We start from the raw sequence: 17,397 nt of genomic DNA, 5'->3' as shown, positions 1-17,397 counted from the left end.
TCAGCTCTTCCAATCCACAGTGAGACGCAGGGCGGCGTCGTCGACGATCGTCACGGAGAGCCACCACCGATCCGCCGCATCGGTCTGCGGCGACAACACGGGTCCCTGAACGACGGAGGCGTCGTCCTCCTGCCGACGCCAGACGAAGTCGGGCGCTGCGGCGCCCTCGGGCGGGTCCTCTTCGAGGCCACCGCCGTCTAGGACGACCTGCGCCGAGGCGACCACGGTCTGCTCGTCCTCCGACGGGGGGACCTCGACCAACGCGCGTAGGACAGCGATCCCGTCCTCGACCACGACACTCGGACCTTCGACGATGCGCGGCTTCGTCGCGCGCCGACGCCGAGAGCCGACGCCCCCGCCGCCTCCCGAGCGCTTGTCCGCGACGGGACCGTCGGACCCGGCACCCGTCCCCGAGAAGCTGCGAGTGACGGAGCCGAGACGGGCGGCCAGTCGACCGAGGCCCGCCGTCTCTGTGGAGGACTTGAACGTCTTCTTCGGTCCCGTCTCCTTCTGGATCGCCCCTCGGAGGAATGCGCCCAGATTGTTGACGACGCCGAGGTCGGTGCCGCGCAGTCCGGCCGGTACCCACGCGTCATGAGTCGGAGGTTCGGCACGACCGAAGACGTCGTCGGCCTCTTCGGACCCGATGAAGACACCGGAGTAGCCGAATCGAGGGTCGGGGTGCTCTTCGCCGATGAAGTAGTCGACGACGAGTTCGACCCTGCGCATCCGTGCGATGTGACGGCGTGGCCCACTGATCGGACATGCCGCGTCGAACTCGTCGTCCTCGGAGGGAACGGCCGGGGACAGCTGCAGTGCCATCGTTCCCACGTCGAACGGCGCTCGCTGGCGGGTGTAACGGTGGCCGTCGAGTCGACGGGCCTTCTCGAGGGCCATCGCGAAGGGTGCGACCGTCGGAATCCGATCGGCTGAAGGGACCGCTTCCTGCTTCCCGTCGACACTCGTGGAGAGGAGGAGGACTCCTTCCGGCGCGGGGACCGTTTTCGGCCAGAGGTGCCAGACCATGGAGGAACGGAGGAAGGCGATCGCTTCATCGACGGTCCTCGGTCGTTCCGAGTCGAACATCCCCAGGTCGGGGTCGATGATGACGACGTCCGTCCCGTGCTCGCCCTCGGTGAATCCCGGCAGCCCCAGTCGCGCAGACAGGTCCGCCGCTTCGAACCCCGTCACCGGGTCGGGCACGCCGTCCACCACGTCGCCCCACCAGTGACGGCCCGTGTAGACGTCGTTCCCGTCCATCCACTTGTGCGTCATCGCTGCGCCCATGACTCGCCGGCCGGCCTTCCGATCGACCGCGTGGGTGTCGACCAGGATGGCGCTCGCCCGACTGACCGAATAGTAGATGCCCTTGCCGAAACCGTAGGTCCCGCCCCCCAGCGACTGGTTCCGTGGCTCGCCCACGTTGCGGAGGAACTGGACGAAGTCGGGGCGCTCGTCCTCCTCGACGCGTGCATCAGCGCGCGCGGGACCACCGAGTCCCACGGTCCCTCGATCGCTGACCGTCATGACGAGAGTGTCGGGGGTCCATTCGGTCTTCTCGAAGAGTCCGCTCTCCGTCGGAAGCTTCGACTCGAAGTTCTCCTGCCACACAGCGGCACGATCACCGAGGCGGGAGATGTCGATGGAGAACCGGACCTCGAGCCCGGCCCGAGCGTCCCAACTGTTCTGAGCGGCTTCTCTCGCCAGGACGGTGAGGGGATCGAGTCTGGGCTGACCGAGTTGCTTCTTGATGCCGTCGGCCGCTGCCGAGCCTTCCGGCGCGAAGCGCTGGGACCACCATTCAGGCATGTAGGACCTCCTGCAGGAGTTCGTCGACACCGCGTGCCGAGGCGAAGGGAAGAAGCGCTGCGGTCCGCAGTCGATAACTCACGTCGGAGTAGTCCTCCTCGGCACTACCGGGCAAGGGGACGAGTCGGGGTGTCGTGTCTTCGACATCGAGCACGATGACGGAGCCCGTCCGGAATCGAGTCAGTGGAGGACCGTCGACCGCGGTCGACAAGCCGAGTAGAGCGAGCGGTCGGTCGAGATCGACGTCGTGAACCTCGCGGAGTCGCGCCGCGGTCTCGAGGACGGTGGCACCGTCCTCCGCTTCGAACACCTCGATCAGAAGGAGGTGCAGGCTTCGCCCGTCGTGCCTCGCCAACTGTCGGAGGCCGTGGACTTCGATGGAGTCCGAGTCCGCCACGGCCTTGACCTCGACGCAGCCGGAGGGGAACTCGAAGTCGTGCGGTTCTCGGAAGGGCCCACGCCAGGCGTCCGCGACGGTCGCGTCGATGCTCAGAGCCCGATCGAGAACGGCGAACTCCGCCGCGATCCCCATCTGCTCGATGAACGACAACCGCTTCCCTCGCTCCAGGGCGAGAAGACGCCGCCATCGGTCGATCGCTTCGAGAGCCGCCGCGCCCGCTGACCGCGGGTCGTCGACGCTCGCGATGACGTCCTCGATGAGGAGGTCGAACTCCGCGTGCACGGAGGAGTCGCCGCACGCGACGTCCAGGACGATTCCGCTGTCGACGCCGAAGGCCAGGTGGCGAACGGCGAAACGAACGGCGTCCCCGTCCCCCGGGAGCGACGGAGGTGCGATGACGAGAGGGACGAAGAGGTGACGTCGACCCTCACCGTCCACACCGAGACGGACACTTCTCGGACCCACGTCCTTCATCGGGAAGGATTCGAGCCGATTCCCCGAGGCACGGACGAGGACCGCCCAGGCGCCGACGGTCGTTCCCGTCGGACTCACGCCGTCGTTTCCGCTTCGGTGTCCTCATCGACGCCTTCGACGCGATCGTCGGGCTCCTCGATCTCCATGTTCGACAGATCGACCGAGACCTTCGTCGCCGCGACGACGAGCTCAGGGGAACGCTGGCCCGGGAAGACGACGCCGATACCGACCGGGACGACCTCGGCGTCCATGGACAGGCGGAGTCCGTCCCTGCCGCCCAGCGCCCCACCCTTCGGAGCGATGAAATAGAGGACGAGCAGACCCTCCGCGCGGGCGACGGGATCGAGGTCTCTGAGCCTGATCAGGTCCTCCTCACTGGCCTTGCGCGCGTCCTGACGGGACAGACCGAGATCGGCGACACGGTCCTCCTTGCTCATCAGGGTCTTGATGTCGGCCCCCTCGAAGCTCTCCTTCCCGTTCACCCGGCCGCGCGTGACCATGTGCACCTCGAGATCCCCGACCTGGACGGGCTCACCTTCCGGGCTCTCGACGATCGCGACGGACCACGTCTCGAGGCTCTTCTCTTCAGCAGTGGTGCACTTCTCGATGTACTGCCGCATGAGGTCGGGATCGACGTCCTTCGACTCCGTGTGCACCGAGTAGTCCGACAGGAACCTCTGAACCAGATCCACCGGAACGTGACGGTAGAGTCGCGCTCCTGTCGCTCCGGTCTCCAGAGGTCGTTCCGATCGTCCGCACGCGTCGAGGAGTGCGGTCGCGGCGTCGAGGTTGTTCTGCAGCCACCTCCGGTCGTGGTTCCGGAAGTACCGCGTCTGGAAGCGCCGCCCCTCGAACGACACGAATCGAGGGGAGGCGGCCCCCATCTTCGCGGTGATCCGCAGCGCCGGGTGCGTACTGATACGGACAGCCGCCTGTTCCGGCGTGATGTCCTCCCGCTGGAATCGGTCGATGTCGTCGCGCATCTCGTACTCGACCCGGGAGAGATGGCGGAAGTTGTCCTGCAGCTCCGCCGTCATCCAGATCCGGGGCAGGTCCTCGTAGCCGGTCCGGTAGCCGAACCAGCGCCCCATCTGCATCAGAGTGTCGTACGCGCTGGCGGCTCGAATGAAGAAGCTGACGACCAGTCCTTCAAGGGTCAGGCCGCGCGAGAGAGTGTTTCCACCGACGGCGATGACGACCTGCGAGGGCCGGGAGTTGTAGTCGAGGCGGTCGGTGCTGCGGAAGTTGTCGAGGACGACCCGGGACTCGTCGACGCTCGATCGCAGGAACGGGAGGATCTCGTCGAACGTCGAGACGGACTTCGTAGGATCCTCGAGGGGCACTCGCGTGCTCTCCGTCGCCCAGAGTGCGCGCAGTCGATCCTCCGTCCCGGACCCTTCAGTGGCGAGACCGAGCGCTGTGGCGCCCCGGTACTGCTCGATGACCGGTTTGAAGGCCTCGTGCACCGACGTCTTGACCGTGGTGTGCACCAGCATCGAGCTGTGGTCGCGGTCGCCGCGTGCTCGACGGGCAGCCGTCGCCAGCCAGAACCAGTCGAGCGCGTCGGCGAACTCGGCGGTCACCTCCGGTACGAAGGTCGCGGCGTCCTTGGTGCCGGGCCGCAGTTTCGCGACGTCGTCGTCCGGCACGATCCGGACCATGTCGTATCCGTCTTCGGGCTGATCGGTCGATGCCAGGTCGGACGTCACCGTGTCACGACCGAAGATCTTCTCGGGTCCGAAGTAGCCGTCCGGCCTGGGCAGGCTGAGGATGAAGTCCCGCGGGTACAGATCGCTCTTGTCGTAAGGGTTGATGAAGACATTGGCGAAGGGAGTCGCGGTGTAGCCGATGTAGGTCGACTTGGCGGCGAGGCCGAGCAGATCCGTGATGAGCGGATTGATGGTCGACGTCTCAACGGACGCCTGGTCCGCCTCGTCGTCGATCACGAGCATCGGGCGCTCCCGGAGCGCCGTCCGGGCCCCGTCCGTCTCGAGCCACTTCTTCAGCTTCCTCAGGACGGAGGAGTTCTTCTTCACCACCGCGACTCCGGTCTTGTTCCCGGAGAGGAGCGCAGCAGCGTCGAACGGAGGGAGTCGGAAGTCGCGGTCGAGCTCGGTCAGTCGGAACCAGTCCTTCGCCGGAACCCGCGCGAGCGCTTCCTCCAAGCGCATCTGCGTCTGCTTGCGGAGGGCGTTGTGGATACCGGAGAGGACGATGATGAGCCCGTACTCGAGATCGGCCATCTTCGCCGCCGTGGCGAGGAAGTTCGTCGTCTTGCCGCTCTGCACGTAGCCCACCACGAGACCGCGGGTACCCCAGCCGGCCTTGTCGGGTCGTTCGGTGTGAGCGACGACCTTGTCCGACGAGCTGTTGACGCTCATCAGGCGGTCGTCGTTCCAGCCTTCCGAGCGGAACTGCTCGTACAGACCGCTCCAGAACTTGTCGTCCGGGGTGGGGCCCGGGTACCAGTCCGCCTTGCCCGCGGCGATGATGACCGGTCCGCCCGTCACCACTTTCTTCTTATCCGCTTCGAACCGATCGCGGAGCTGGGCGAGTACGCCCGCGTCCAATACACCTGACATCGATTCTTCTGCGGCCTCGACGCCGTGCCGGCGCGCGTACGAGGCGAACATTCCGTAGAACATGTCGATGCTGATCGAGACCACTTATCCTTCGTCGGACGATGATGCTCGTGCAGCCTATTGAGGCCCACCGACATGGGCAACTCGAAGTCGAACCGGTTCAGCTCGATGAAGCGGCATTCGAGTCGACCCTCAGAAAAGTGAGATCGAATCCGCTTCGCGAGGACCGGCGACGAGGACGTCGCCGTCCAACGCGCCGATGAGGTGAGTCGCGATCGCAGCGCCGAGCGGGATGGGCACGGCGTTACCGATCTGCTTCGCGATGGCCGTCCGGGACCCGACGAATCGGTAGTCGGTGGGGAAGCCCTGCAAGACGGCCGCTTCGAAGAGGGAGATCGACCGCATCGCTTCGGGGTGCAGGTAGCGGCCCTTCTCCGGCTTGAAGAACTCGGTCCTGATGGTCACGGCCGGCTTGTCCCAGTGCAGCCGTCCCATCACGTCAGCCGAGCCTGTGCGGTGGTTCCTCCAGCAGTTCGCCTGCAGCTCGTAAGGGAGGTCGAACCGATTACCGCCGGGCGGGATCCGGGCGAAGCGCTGGAGGGAGAGTGATGAGTAATTCCTCCCGGTGTGCAGTTCGAGACCGGAATACGGACCCTTGAGCAGTCTTCCCGCGAACTCGATCGACCGCTCGGGGAGGTCTCTCTCATCGATGGTCTCGAAGGAGATCCGGTGCTCTGCCATCAGAGCGTCGCGAACGGTCCGGTGACGTCCGAGGTGGGAGGGCTCGGGGAAGCCCGGCGTGACGAGATCGCGACGGTGACCGATGAGTACGGCGCGCTTCCGTGCCTGAGGAGCGCCGTGGTCGGCGGCGTTCAGGATCCGGCACTCGAAGGCGTAGTCCTCGAGGACCTCTCCCGGCTGTACCGCCGCTTCGAACTCGCGGAACTGCGGCGACTTCATGAAGGCGGCGACGTTCTCTACGACGAAGTACTTCGGCCGCACGCGACTGATCGTCTCGGCGTAGGTCTTCCAGAGGTCGTTCCGCTCGTCCTCGACGTCCTGCTTGCCGAGGGTGGAAAAGCCCTGGCAGGGCGGACCGCCGATGACGATGTCGATGTCCGTCGGCATCGGCGCGTCGGCCAACCAGCTCTGAATGCTTCCCGCCCAGGCCTTGCCCCTGCCGAAATTGGCCTCGAAGGTCGCAGCGGCCGCGATGTCCCACTCGACAGCCGCGACCGTCTCGATTCGGGACGAGGCGGAGTGGAACCCTGCGGTGAGGCCGCCCGCGCCGGCGAACAGATCGAGGGTTCGAATCGGGCCGCGTTCCATGTGACAAACGTACTGTGACAAACGCACTGAAAACGGCGGCACCGCAGGCCCGAGGCGGTGGATCCTCTTACGCTCGGATCATGTCCTGGGCTTCGAGCGACGGCGTCCGGCGCTCGATGCGCAGCAACCGCGGCCGAGACACCAAGGCGGAGCTCCGCATCCGATCGGCGCTCCACGCCGCGGGACTGAGGTACCGCCTCCAACGCAAGGTGCCGGGGTCGTCCCGGCGCACCATGGACGTCGCCTTCCCCCGACAGCGCATCGCGGTCTTCGTCGACGGCTGCTTCTGGCACGGTTGCCCGGTGCATCACACGGTGTCGAAGACCAACGCCGGCTTCTGGGCGGAGAAGGTGACGAGGAATCGCGAACGGGACCGCGACACCGACCGATTACTCCGAGAGGCAGGCTGGATCGCACTTCGTTTCTGGGAGCACGAGGACCCCGACGAGGTCGTCCGGGTCGTCACGGAGACGGTCGCGTCCCGACGAGTTCAGTGACGCTCCCGCCTACAAACCCCCTCTTTGACGCCCCACCCACCCCCGTGTTACGTTCGCTCTCGGACATGTGACTGGTCGTGCAGGCAGGATCCGACGAAACGCGTAATGAGCGTCGTCGGGTCCTTTTTTTGTGCCCGGACGCCTCCTGACGCTCCGCCGGAGCACCGATGACGGTGCCGGAGGGGGCGGGGACGGCGACGGACGGCCGGGCAGCACAGCGCAGGGAAGCGCGCGTCCCCCCACACCCGGAGGAGTACCGATGAGTACCCAGGAGAGCGCGAAGGCGATCCTCGAGCACGTCGGCGGCGCCGCCAACGTGGCGAAGCTGCAGCACTGCTCGACCCGTCTGCGGTTCGCGCTGGCGGACGACGCGAAGGCCGACGTCGAGGCGCTGAAGGCGGTGCCCGGCGTGATCGGCGTCGTCACCGGCCCGCAGACGCAGGTCATCGTCGGCAGCGGCGTCAGCGAGATGTACGCGGCGGTCGAGAAGCTGCGCGGCGGCACCACCACGTCCACGGCGCGGGCGAAGCAGCCGCGGTCCCTCAAGCGCCTCGGCGCGACGATCATGGACTTCGTGGTCAGCGTGTTCACGCCGATCATCCCGGCCATCGCGGGCGCCGGCATCTTCAAGTCGTTCCTCGTCCTCGCCTCGGCGCTGGGCTGGCTCGACCCGGCCTCCGACAACTTCAAGCTGCTGTCCGCCATCCCGGACGCGGTGTTCGGATTCCTGCCGCTGCTCGTCGCCTACACGAGCGCGAAGAAGCTCGACGTGAACCGGCCGCTCGCGCTCGGGCTCGTCGGCGTCCTGGTCTTCCCGGCGTTCACGACGCTGCTCAACCAGGAGGGCGGCGTCGCGCTCTTCGGCATCCCGGTGCCGGTCATCGCCTACAACGCCCAGGTGTTCCCGGCGATCCTGGCCGTGCTGCTGCTCTCGGTCGTCGAGCGCTTCTTCACGAAGCACTCGTGGGGCCCGATCCGCACGTTCTACGTGCCGCTGATGTGCCTCGTGATCGTCGCTCCGGCCACGATCTTCCTGCTCGGCCCTCTCGGCTACTGGCTCGGCTCGATGCTCACCGGCGCGATGATCGGCCTCTACGGGGCGCTCGGCTGGGTGGCCGTCGCGCTGCTGGCCGGCGTGCTCCCGCTGATCATCTCGGTCGGCATGCACAAGGCGTTCATCCCGCCGACCATCGCGACGATGGCCAGCGCGGGCAAGGACACCTTCTACCTCGCCTCCTCGCTCGCCCACAACGCGGCGGAGGCGGGCTCCAGCCTCGCGATCGCCCTGCGCACCAAGAGCGCGACCCTCCGCGCCACCGCCTTCTCGGGCGGCCTCTCGGCCCTCTTCGGGATCACCGAGCCGGCGCTCTACGGCGTCACGCTGCAGAACAAGCGCGCCCTGGTCTCCGTCATCACGGGCAGCGTCGTCGGAGGCGCCTACATCGGCGCCACGCAGGTCGCCGCGTTCGCCCTGGTCAGCCCCGGCGTCGCGAGCATCTCGATGTTCATCGACGGGCTGAACCCCTGGAACCTGCTCAACGCCGTGATCGGCCTGCTGATCTCGGTCGCCGTCTCGTTCGTGGTCTCCTTCGTCATCTGGCGCGACGACGCCTCCGCCAGCGTCCAGGCGCTCGGCGACGTGGCGGCCGACGCCGGGAGCCCGCTCGCGCTGCAGGCGCCACTCGCCGGCTCCGTCATCCCCCTCTCGGAGGTGCCGGACCCCGTGTTCTCGGCCGGCGTGCTCGGCGAGGGGCTGGCGATCCGCCCCACCGACGGAGCCGTCCGGGCGCCGTTCGCGGGCGAGGTCATCGCGCTGCTCTCCTCCCGCCACGCCGTGGGGCTGCGCCGCGCGGACGGCGTCGAGGTGCTCATCCACGTCGGGATCGACACGGTGCAGCTGGACGGCGCGCCGTTCGAGGCGCACGTCGCGGTCGGCGATCGGGTCGAGGCCGGGCAGCTGCTCCTCACCGCCGACCTGGCCGCGATCACCGCGGCCGGCTACGACACCACGACCCCGGTGCTCGTGACCAACTCCGCCGAGTACACCGTGCTCGTCGAGGCCGCCGAGCGGATCACCGCCGGCGACCGGATCATGACCGTGACGCAGAGAGAGAAGGAGCTCGCCGATGGCGCTTCCTGACGGATTCCGATGGGGCGGCGCCCTCGCCGCCAACCAGGTCGAGGGCGCGTGGCGCGAGGGCGGGCGCGGCCCGGCGGTCAGCGACGTCGCCTCCTACAAGCCGAAGGCGGACCCGAAGGAGTACGCGATCCACCACCGCAACACGGTGGAGAGCATCACGACGGCGATGTCCGACGACGACACCGAGTACTACCCCAAGCGCCGCGGCATCGACTTCTACCACCGCTACCCCGGCGACCTCGCGCTGTTCGCCGAGATGGGCTTCACCACCCTCCGCGTCTCGATCGCCTGGACCCGCCTCTACCCGACTGGGGAGGAGGCGGAGCCGCTCGAGGAGGGCATCGCCTACTACCTCGCCCTCTTCACCGAGATGCGGCGCCTCGGGATAGAGCCGCTGGTCACGCTCTCGCACTACGACCCGCCGCTCGCGCTCGCGCTGAAGCACAACGGCTGGGTCGACCGCCGCACGATCGGGCTGTTCGAGCGCTTCGCCCGCACCTGCTTCGAGCGCTTCGGCCACCTCGTCGACATGTGGCTGACCTTCAACGAGATCGACGGCATCATCCGCCACCCGTTCACCTCGGGCGGGATCATCGAGGAGACCGTCGAGGGCAGCGTGGAGCAGGCCTGCTACACGGCGCTGCACCACCAGTTCGTCGCCTCCGCCTCGGTCACGAGGACGCTGAAGGAGCTGTGGCCCGAGTCGCGGATGGGCTGCATGCTCACGATGCTGACCACCTACCCCAACACCTGCCACCCCGACGACGTCGCGGCGACGCAGGCGAAGGAGCGGATGCTCTACCTCTGCACCGACGTCCAGGCGGGCGGCGCCTACCCGCGCCTGGCGCTGCGGGCGCTCGAGAGCCGCGGAGTCGAGATCCCGTTCGAGGCGGGCGACGCCGAGCTGCTGCGCGAGCACCCCGTCGACTTCATCTCGTTCAGCTACTACATGTCGATGACGGAGTCCGTGCGCCCCGACGCCGAGCGCACCCCCGGCAACACGGTCCTCGGCGTCAAGAACCCGTTCCTCGAGTCGAGCGAGTGGGGCTGGCAGATCGACCCCGTCGGGCTGCGGATCTCGCTGATCGACCTCTACGACCGCTACGGCAAGCCGCTGTTCATCGTCGAGAACGGGCTCGGGATGCGCGACGAGCTGACCGAGGACGGCCGGGTCCACGACCCGTACCGGATCGACTACTTCCGCGCGCACTTCGAGCAGATGATCCAGGCGGTGGACGAGGGCGTGGAGCTGCTCGGCTACGTGAGCTGGGCGCCGATCGACCTGATCAGCGCCTCCAGCTCGCAGATCTCGAAGCGCTACGGGTTCGTCTACGTCGACATGGACGACCTCGGCCACGGCAGCACCGAGCGCTACCGGAAGGACTCGTTCTTCTGGTACCAGAAGGTCATCGCCTCCAACGGCGCGGATCTGGGATGATCCTCCTCTGCCCGGAGGCGCCGTCCGGCTCTCCGGGCAGAGGCCCCGCCACCCCCACCCCAGCCCTGACGCGGCCGTCGACGGAGACACGCATGCAGACCATCAAGAAGGTGCTCAACTCGAGCGTCGTCCTCGTCGTCGACGAGCGCGGCGTCGAGCGCGTGCTCCTGGGCAGGGGGATCGGCTTCGGAGCGAAGGCCGGCGAGGCGATCGAGCCCTCGAGCGTCGACCAGGTGTTCGTGGCGCTGGACGACTCGGATCAGCGCAACCTCGTCGAGCTCCTGGCGCAGATCCCGCCGGAGTTCGTCGAGCTCACCCGCGCGGTCGTCGCCGACGCGGAGGAGCAGGGGCTGAAGCTCGACCCGCACGTGTACCTCGCGCTCACCGACCACCTGCACTTCGCGGTGGAGCGGCAGCGGCGCGGGCTCTCGGTCGCCAACCGGCTGGCCTGGGAGATGCGGACGGTCTACCCCGTGCAGTACGCGGTGGGGGAGCGGGCGGTCGAGCGGATGCGCGAGCGCCTGGACGTGGAGCTGCCCGCCGACGAGGCCGCGAACGTCGCGTTCCACCTCGCCAACGCGGAGCTCGGCAAGGTCGGGATCGACTCGCTCCGGATCGTGCAGCTCATCCGCTCGGTGACCGCGATCATCCAGCACTCCAGCGGAGCCGCGCTCGACCGCGACGACCTCCGCTCCGCCCGCTTCGTGGCGCACCTGCAGTACTTCGCCGAGCGCTTCTTCTCGGGCGGCCTGCTCGAGAGCGAGGACGACTTCCTCTTCACCAGCCTCAGCGCCCGCTACCCGCGCGCGATCGCCGCCGCCGAGCGGGTCCGCTCCTTCGTGGCGGCCGAGTACCAGGCCGCCCTGCCCAACGAGGAGGTCGCCTTCCTGGCCCTCCACATCGCGCGCGCCGCTCCGGAGTAGCGCGCTGACCCCGGAGAACCGCATGCACCGCACCACCCCCGCCCGCCCGACGACGCCCGCGAGCGAGCGCCCGTGAGCGGCACGATCCACCTCGTCCGCCACGCCGAGACCCTCTTCAACGTCGCCGGCCAGCTGCAGGGCTGGTGCGACTCGCCCCTGACCGAGCGCGGCGAGCGCCAGGCGGCGGCCCTCGGCGAGCGGATGCGCGGCGTGCCGCTCGTCGCGGCGTTCACGAGCGACCTCACCCGCACCCGCACCACGGCGGCGGCGGCGCTCGCCGGGCACCCGTCGCTCGAGGCCGAGCCGATGGTCGAGCTCCGCGAGTGGCACTTCGGCGCCTTCGAGGGGCAGCCGAACGCCTCGCTCTGGGAGCCGGTGTTCGCCGATCACGGCTACTCCTACGTGCCCTCCTCCGCCGACTGGCCGCGGATGACCGACGCCGGTCTCGACTCGGTGCTCGACGCGATCCACCGCCACGACCCCTCCGGCCGGGCCGACAGCGGTGCCACCGTGCGCGCCCGCGTGGAGGCCGCGATCGCGCGGTTCGCGCCGGCGGCGGAGCACGGGGACGTGCTGGTCGTGACGCACGGAGCGGTGCTCGGGAGCATCCTCCGCGCGCTCGACCCCGCGCACCGGCCGCAGCGGGGCTACCCGAACTGCGCGGTCGTGTCGGTGACGGACGGCGTCATCGGCGAGGTCGACGGGAGCTGCGCGACGGCCTGACCCCGCCCCTCCTCCTCCACGGACGCCCCTGTGCGCTCCGGTCGCCGACCGGACGAGCACGGGGGCGTCCGTCGTGCTCGGGACGCAGGCGGCCCGCACCCGGGCCGCCCCCGGACCTGCACGCGCGGCCGCCTCGGGACCTGCACGTCCGGTGATCCGGGACCTGCACTTTCGGCCACCTCGGCGCTGTACCGAAGTACAGGAGCCCGTCGCGAGAGCGTCCGTAGCGTCTGAGGAGTCAAGAGAAACGACTTCGAGGAGATGACATGCGAGGGCTTCAGCTCAGCGGCGTGAGCCGTGCATTCGGCGGCCACCGGGTCCTGCACGACGTGGACCTGTCCGTGGGCCGCGGCGAGATCGTCGGCTTCATCGGCGGCAACGGCGCCGGCAAGACCACGACGATGCGGCTGATCCTGGGCCTGCTCACCCCCGACACGGGGACCATCACCTGGGACGGCGCGCCGATCACCGCCGAGGACCGCCGCTCGATCGGCTACATGCCGGAGGAGCGCGGCCTCTACCCGCAGATGCGGGTCCGCGAGCAGGTGATCCACTTCGCTCTGCTCGAGGGGCACGACGCCCGGGGAGCCCGTGAGACCGCCGAGGAGGTGATCGACGCGCTGGGCCTGGCCGAGCGGGCCGACACCCTGGTGCAGGACCTCTCGCTCGGCAACCAGCAGCGCGTGCAGCTGGCCGTGTCCCTGGTGGGCGATCCGTCGCTCCTGGTGCTGGACGAGCCCTTCTCGGGGCTCGACCCGGTCGCCGTGGAGACGATGGCCGGCCTGATCCGGCAGCAGTCCGCCCGCGGCGTCGGCGTGCTCTTCTCCTCCCACCAGCTCGACCTGGTCGAGCGCCTCTGTGACACCGTCTGCGTGCTCGACTCCGGCCGCGTGACCGCGAGCGGAGCGGTGGCCGAGCTGCAGGACGACGGCCGCAGCCGCTGGCAGCTGCAGTTCTCCCGCCCCCTGGACGACCTGCTCGTCGCCGAGCTCGGCGTCACACCGGGACTGTCGGCCGAGCCGGTCCCCGGTGAGCCGGAGTCGCTGCTCGTCTCGATCGAGGGCAGCGGCCGGGACGTCCCCGAGCAGGTGCTCGCGACCCTCACCCGCCACGGCGGCCTCCGGAGCATCCGCACCGCGCAGCGCTCGCTGACCGAGCTGCTGTCCGAGCGGCTCACCGCCGCCACCACCCCTGCGGCCGAGCGCCGCCTCGAGATCCAAGGAGCAGGACGATGACCACCACGCACCCCCGCGCCGCCCACGCCCGGACCGCCGAGAGCTCCGCTCCTCCGACGCCGGCCCGGGGAGCCGCGACGATCGTCCGCCGCGAGATCCTGACCCGCACCGGGAACCGCACGATCCTCACCGCGACCCTCGCGCTGGCCGCGATCGCCGGCCTCGGCGCCGGGATCGGCGGCTGGTTCCTGGTCGACGCGACGAGGGAGGCGGGGACCGTGGTCCTCGACACCCGGATCCTGTTCGCGACCGCGATGATCAGCGCCCTGCTCGCCGCGATGGTCTACTCCTCGTCGAGTCTGGCCTCGGGGGTGGTCGAGGAGAAGTCGTCCCGGATCGTCGAGATCCTGCTGACGAAGATCGGCGTCGCCCCGCTGCTCGCCGGGAAGATGATCGGCGTCGGCCTGGTGACCCTGGCCCAGCTGCTCGTGATCGGCGGCGCCGTCGTCGGCGGGTTCAGCGTGGTCGGCGGGTGGTCGGTCCTCGAGATCGAGCTCGGCCCGAGCCTGGTCTGGTTCCTCGTCTGGTTCCTGCAGGGCTACGTGCTCTTCGCGCTCCTCAGCACCCTGCTCGCCTCGACCGTGTCGAGGCAGGAGGACCTGGGCACCGCCGCCATGCCACTCTCCGTCGTGCAGATGGCGCTGCTGATCATCGCGCTCTACGTGGTGCCGGCGAACCTCGACGAGGCCTGGGTGCACGCGCTCTCCTTCGTCCCCCTCTTCTCCTCCTACCTGATGCCGATGCGCTTCGGCCTCGACTCGGTCGGCACCCCCGAGATGGTGATCGCCGCCGTCGTCGCCGCGATCACGGTGCCGCTGCTGTTCCGCCTGGTCGTCCGCGTCTACCGCAACAACGCGCTCCGCACCGGCTCCCGCGTCTCGCTCCGCGCCTCCCTCAAGGCCGCCGACGCCTCCTAGGCCCGGCTCCCGATATCCACCACCACCACCCCTCGGAAGGACACCACCATGACCACCTCGCGCACCGCCTCGACCCGCCCCTCGCCCCTCAAGAAGCTGCTCGTCAACACCGCCCTCCTCGTCGGGGGAGCGGGCGGCGCCTACCTCGTCGTCACCTACCTCTTCTGATCCGCTCGACCGACCGAAGGACACGATCGTGACTCTCCTCGCGACTCCCGGGCTCCGCCCCGCGACCCCCGGGCACCGCCCCGCGGATCCGGCGGCCCTCCGGGCGGCGGCCTCGACCGAGCGGCTGCTCGGCGGCGGACGCCACCGCGTCGCCGCGATCGACCGCCCCGCCTTCGCCGGCCGGAACGCGTCGTGGACGATGACCCTCGACGACGGCGCCCGCGTCTTCGTCAAGCACGTCTCGCCCCGGACGGCGGGCCCCGCGGCCTTCCGCCGCTCCAGGGACTTCGCCGGCTTCGCCGCCCGGAGCCCCGAGCACGCCCCGGCCGGACCCCGCCTGCTGGCGGCCGACGAGGACGACTCCCTGCTGGTGTTCGAGCACTGCCCCGGCACCAGCCTGGCCCTCCTGCTCGTGGAGGAGCGCGTCCCCGCGGACTTCCCCGAACAGGCCGGCCGGCTCCTGGCCCGGCTGCACGCCGGCCCGGTGGCTGGCCTCACCGCGACCTCGCACCCCAGCCCTCCCGTCGAGATGCTGCGCGTCGGCATCCCGCACACCCGCTACGTCGACCTCACCCTCGCCGAGCTCGCCTTCTGGGGCGACCTGCAGCACGACGAGCAGCTCGTCTCGGCCACGGAGGATCTCCGCGAGTGGGAGAGCGGCAACCGCACGGCCCCGATCCACGGCGACCTCCGCCTCGACCAGTTCCACCTCCGCGACGGGCGCCTCCAGCTGCTCGACTGGGAGGAGTTCGGGATCGGGGATCCGGCCCGCGACCTCGGCACGCTGGCGGGGGAGTGGATCCACCGCGCGGTGCTCGACACCGTGACCACCCGGGAGGGCGCCTCCGCTCCTCCCCTCGCCTTCGACACCGCGGCCGCGGACGCCCGCATCGCGGAGCGGATGGCGGCACTGGTCCCGAGGATCCGGCGGATGTGGCTCGCCTACGCCGCCGAGACCGCCGGCGCGGACGACGCTCTCGCCGTCCGCGCCACCGCCCACCTGGGCTGGCACCTCGTCGACCGCACCCTCGCCCGGGCCTCGATGGTCTCCCGCCTCCCCGGGATCGAGCGGGCCGCCGCCGGCATCGGCCGCCGCGTCCTGCTCGCCCCCTCCGCCTACTCCACCGCCCTCGGATTCGACAGGAGCCCGCGATGACCGCCCTCACCACCCGCTCCGTCCTCGACGAGGCCGTGATCAGCGTCGACGCCGCCCGGCTGCGGGCCGAGGTCGACGGGACCGTGATCGAGGCCACCGGGCCGATCGAGCTGCGGGCCCGACTCGCCGCCACCCTCTACACCCACCTGCACCTCCGGAACCCGCTGCTCGGCGAGACCGCCGGAGGCGACGGCCAGGACCTCGCCCCCCGGCTGATCGACGCGATCCCGCACCGCACGGTCCTGCAGCCCGCTCCCTCCGGGGTGCTCGGCTCCGCCACTGTGCAGGGGGAGGAGCGCCGGGTCGTCGAGCTGGGCCGCGTCCGGGTCCTCGTGCCCGAGGTCGATCTCGTCCGCTCCGCCGACGGGGCCGTCGCCGGCGTCCGGCTGCCGAGCTGGCGCACCCGCACCACTCCCGGCTACCTCCTCGCCCTCGGCCCGATGGGACTCGATCCCGCCGACCGGGTCGTGCGCCTCTCGCTCGTCGCCGACTCGGCGGAGGACGCGCTCGCCCTGTGGGGCCCGCTCCTGGAGGCGCTCGCCGCCTCCGGAGCCCGCCACCAGGTCAAGGCGCTCTCGGACCCGCGGGCCTTCCCCCGCTCCGACGCCCTCGTCGTCTACCTGCCCGCCGACTCCGCCGACGACGTCGCCCGGAGGATCACTCCGCTGCTCGATGCCCGGCCCTCGCCCCGCACCGCCGTCTCGGCCTTCGCCGAGAGGCTCGCCGACGGCCTCGCCTACGCCGAGGACCCGGCCGACGAGCGCTCCTCCTACCGCGGACTGAGCTTCGGCCAGCACCGCTCCCGCGTCCTCGCCGAAGCGCTCCTGCGCTCCTCGGCCGAGACGATCCCCGCCGCCGACGCCTGGGCCGACGCCGCCCGCGCCGCGCGCATCGACCCGGACCGCCCGGGACTCACCGCCCGCTAGGGCCCCACGAACCTCCCCTCGATCCCGAGGGGACCACCACCTCAGCCCGAGGTACTCCACGAAAGGGACACATCATGACCACCATCTCCACCGACGCCCAGTCCGCCGACCTCACCGCCCTCGCGGGAGCGCACGACACCTTCGCCACCGTCGATGAGCTCGGCTCGGACGCCGCGACCGAGGCGCCCGCCACCACGCCCCTGTGCGTCGGCATCATCGTCGGCGCCACCCTCGGCGCGGGCTGCTGACCCGGCCCTCCTCCCGCCCGGGTGCTCCCGCAGCACCCGCTCCCCGGCCCTCCGGCCGGACCACCCGCACCACTCCCCGCACGACCCGGCGGATCCGCCGCCACCACTCATCCAAGGAGAACACCATGTCGACCATCACCGCCCAGACCGTCCAGCCCGCCGACCTCGCCGAGCTCGCCACCGCCCACGACACCTTCACCGCCGCCGACGAGATCGGCACCGACGCCGCCTCCGAGGCGCCCGCCACCACCCCGTTCTGCGCCGGCGTCATCATCGGCGTCACCCTCACCGCAGGGTGCTGACGGGCACGGGGCGACCGGTCCTCGACCGCGTCGCCCCGGCCCCTCCCGGGCGCGTGCCGTCCGCTCGCGCCGTCCGCCCATCCCCGTCCGCCCTTTCCGCGGGCACGGTCCGCCCATCCCCGTCCGCCCT

General features: G+C 70.0%; 15 protein-coding genes. 11 read left to right on the top strand and 4 right to left on the bottom strand.

Going from position 1 to position 17,397, the window contains the following annotated elements:
- From C5B98_RS10285 to C5B98_RS10270, 4 genes are all read right to left on the bottom strand, one after another.
- Positions 1–1,809: a hypothetical protein gene (locus tag C5B98_RS10285; RefSeq protein WP_104327743.1), complete on the bottom strand. Its 1,809-nt coding sequence runs from the start codon at positions 1,807–1,809 to the stop codon at positions 1–3.
- Positions 1,802–2,761, bottom strand: a complete 960-nt coding sequence (locus C5B98_RS10280) for a PD-(D/E)XK motif protein (RefSeq protein ID WP_104327742.1) — start codon at positions 2,759–2,761, stop codon at positions 1,802–1,804. Before C5B98_RS10280 ends, C5B98_RS10285 begins: the two co-directional genes overlap by 8 nt.
- Positions 2,758–5,349, bottom strand: a complete 2,592-nt coding sequence (locus C5B98_RS10275; RefSeq protein WP_104327741.1) for a Z1 domain-containing protein — start codon at positions 5,347–5,349, stop codon at positions 2,758–2,760. Before C5B98_RS10275 ends, C5B98_RS10280 begins: the two co-directional genes overlap by 4 nt.
- 108 nt (positions 5,350–5,457) lie before the next feature.
- Positions 5,458–6,594, bottom strand: coding sequence for a DNA cytosine methyltransferase (locus C5B98_RS10270; protein ID WP_104226076.1), 1,137 nt, complete (start codon positions 6,592–6,594; stop codon positions 5,458–5,460).
- 80 nt (positions 6,595–6,674) lie between these two features.
- On the opposite strand from C5B98_RS10270, the gene C5B98_RS10265 reads away from it, so the two are divergent.
- From C5B98_RS10265 to C5B98_RS16985, 11 genes are all read left to right on the top strand, one after another.
- On the top strand, positions 6,675–7,091 hold the full coding sequence (locus C5B98_RS10265) for a very short patch repair endonuclease (protein ID WP_104225976.1): 417 nt from the start codon (positions 6,675–6,677) through the stop codon (positions 7,089–7,091).
- 259 nt (positions 7,092–7,350) lie between these two features.
- On the top strand, positions 7,351–9,231 hold the full coding sequence (locus C5B98_RS10260; protein WP_104327740.1) for a beta-glucoside-specific PTS transporter subunit IIABC: 1,881 nt from the start codon (positions 7,351–7,353) through the stop codon (positions 9,229–9,231).
- The gene (locus C5B98_RS10255) at positions 9,218–10,669 is read left to right on the top strand and encodes a glycoside hydrolase family 1 protein (protein WP_104327739.1); all 1,452 of its coding nucleotides are present in this window, start codon (positions 9,218–9,220) and stop codon (positions 10,667–10,669) included. Before C5B98_RS10260 ends, C5B98_RS10255 begins: the two co-directional genes overlap by 14 nt.
- A gap of 92 nt (positions 10,670–10,761) precedes the next feature.
- A complete protein-coding gene (locus C5B98_RS10250; RefSeq protein WP_104327738.1) occupies positions 10,762–11,592 on the top strand; it encodes a PRD domain-containing protein in 831 nt (276 codons plus the stop codon).
- A 72-nt stretch (positions 11,593–11,664) separates the two neighbouring features.
- A complete protein-coding gene (locus tag C5B98_RS10245) occupies positions 11,665–12,315 on the top strand; it encodes a histidine phosphatase family protein (RefSeq protein WP_104327737.1) in 651 nt (216 codons plus the stop codon).
- 290 nt (positions 12,316–12,605) lie between these two features.
- Positions 12,606–13,550: an ABC transporter ATP-binding protein gene (locus C5B98_RS10240; RefSeq protein WP_258063493.1), complete on the top strand. Its 945-nt coding sequence runs from the start codon at positions 12,606–12,608 to the stop codon at positions 13,548–13,550.
- A complete protein-coding gene (locus C5B98_RS10235) occupies positions 13,547–14,467 on the top strand; it encodes an ABC transporter permease (protein ID WP_104225127.1) in 921 nt (306 codons plus the stop codon). Before C5B98_RS10240 ends, C5B98_RS10235 begins: the two co-directional genes overlap by 4 nt.
- 196 nt (positions 14,468–14,663) lie before the next feature.
- Positions 14,664–15,791, top strand: coding sequence for a class V lanthionine synthetase subunit LxmK (lxmK, locus tag C5B98_RS10230; protein WP_258059357.1), 1,128 nt, complete (start codon positions 14,664–14,666; stop codon positions 15,789–15,791).
- The gene (locus C5B98_RS10225; RefSeq protein ID WP_104327736.1) at positions 15,788–16,717 is read left to right on the top strand and encodes a T3SS effector HopA1 family protein; all 930 of its coding nucleotides are present in this window, start codon (positions 15,788–15,790) and stop codon (positions 16,715–16,717) included. The genes lxmK and C5B98_RS10225 overlap by 4 nt, the downstream gene beginning before the upstream one ends.
- Positions 16,718–16,791: 74 nt before the next feature.
- Entirely contained in the window at positions 16,792–16,965 is a 174-nt protein-coding gene (locus C5B98_RS16990; protein WP_181027122.1) for a hypothetical protein, read from the top strand.
- A gap of 125 nt (positions 16,966–17,090) precedes the next feature.
- The gene (locus C5B98_RS16985; RefSeq protein ID WP_181028725.1) at positions 17,091–17,267 is read left to right on the top strand and encodes a hypothetical protein; all 177 of its coding nucleotides are present in this window, start codon (positions 17,091–17,093) and stop codon (positions 17,265–17,267) included.
- The last annotated feature ends 130 nt before the right edge of the window (positions 17,268–17,397 follow it).

The sequence above is a fragment of the Rathayibacter sp. AY1A5 genome, from assembly GCF_002930875.1.
Classification (GTDB): Bacteria; Actinomycetota; Actinomycetes; order Actinomycetales; family Microbacteriaceae; genus Rathayibacter.
This window is presented reverse-complemented; position numbering and strand designations above follow the sequence as displayed.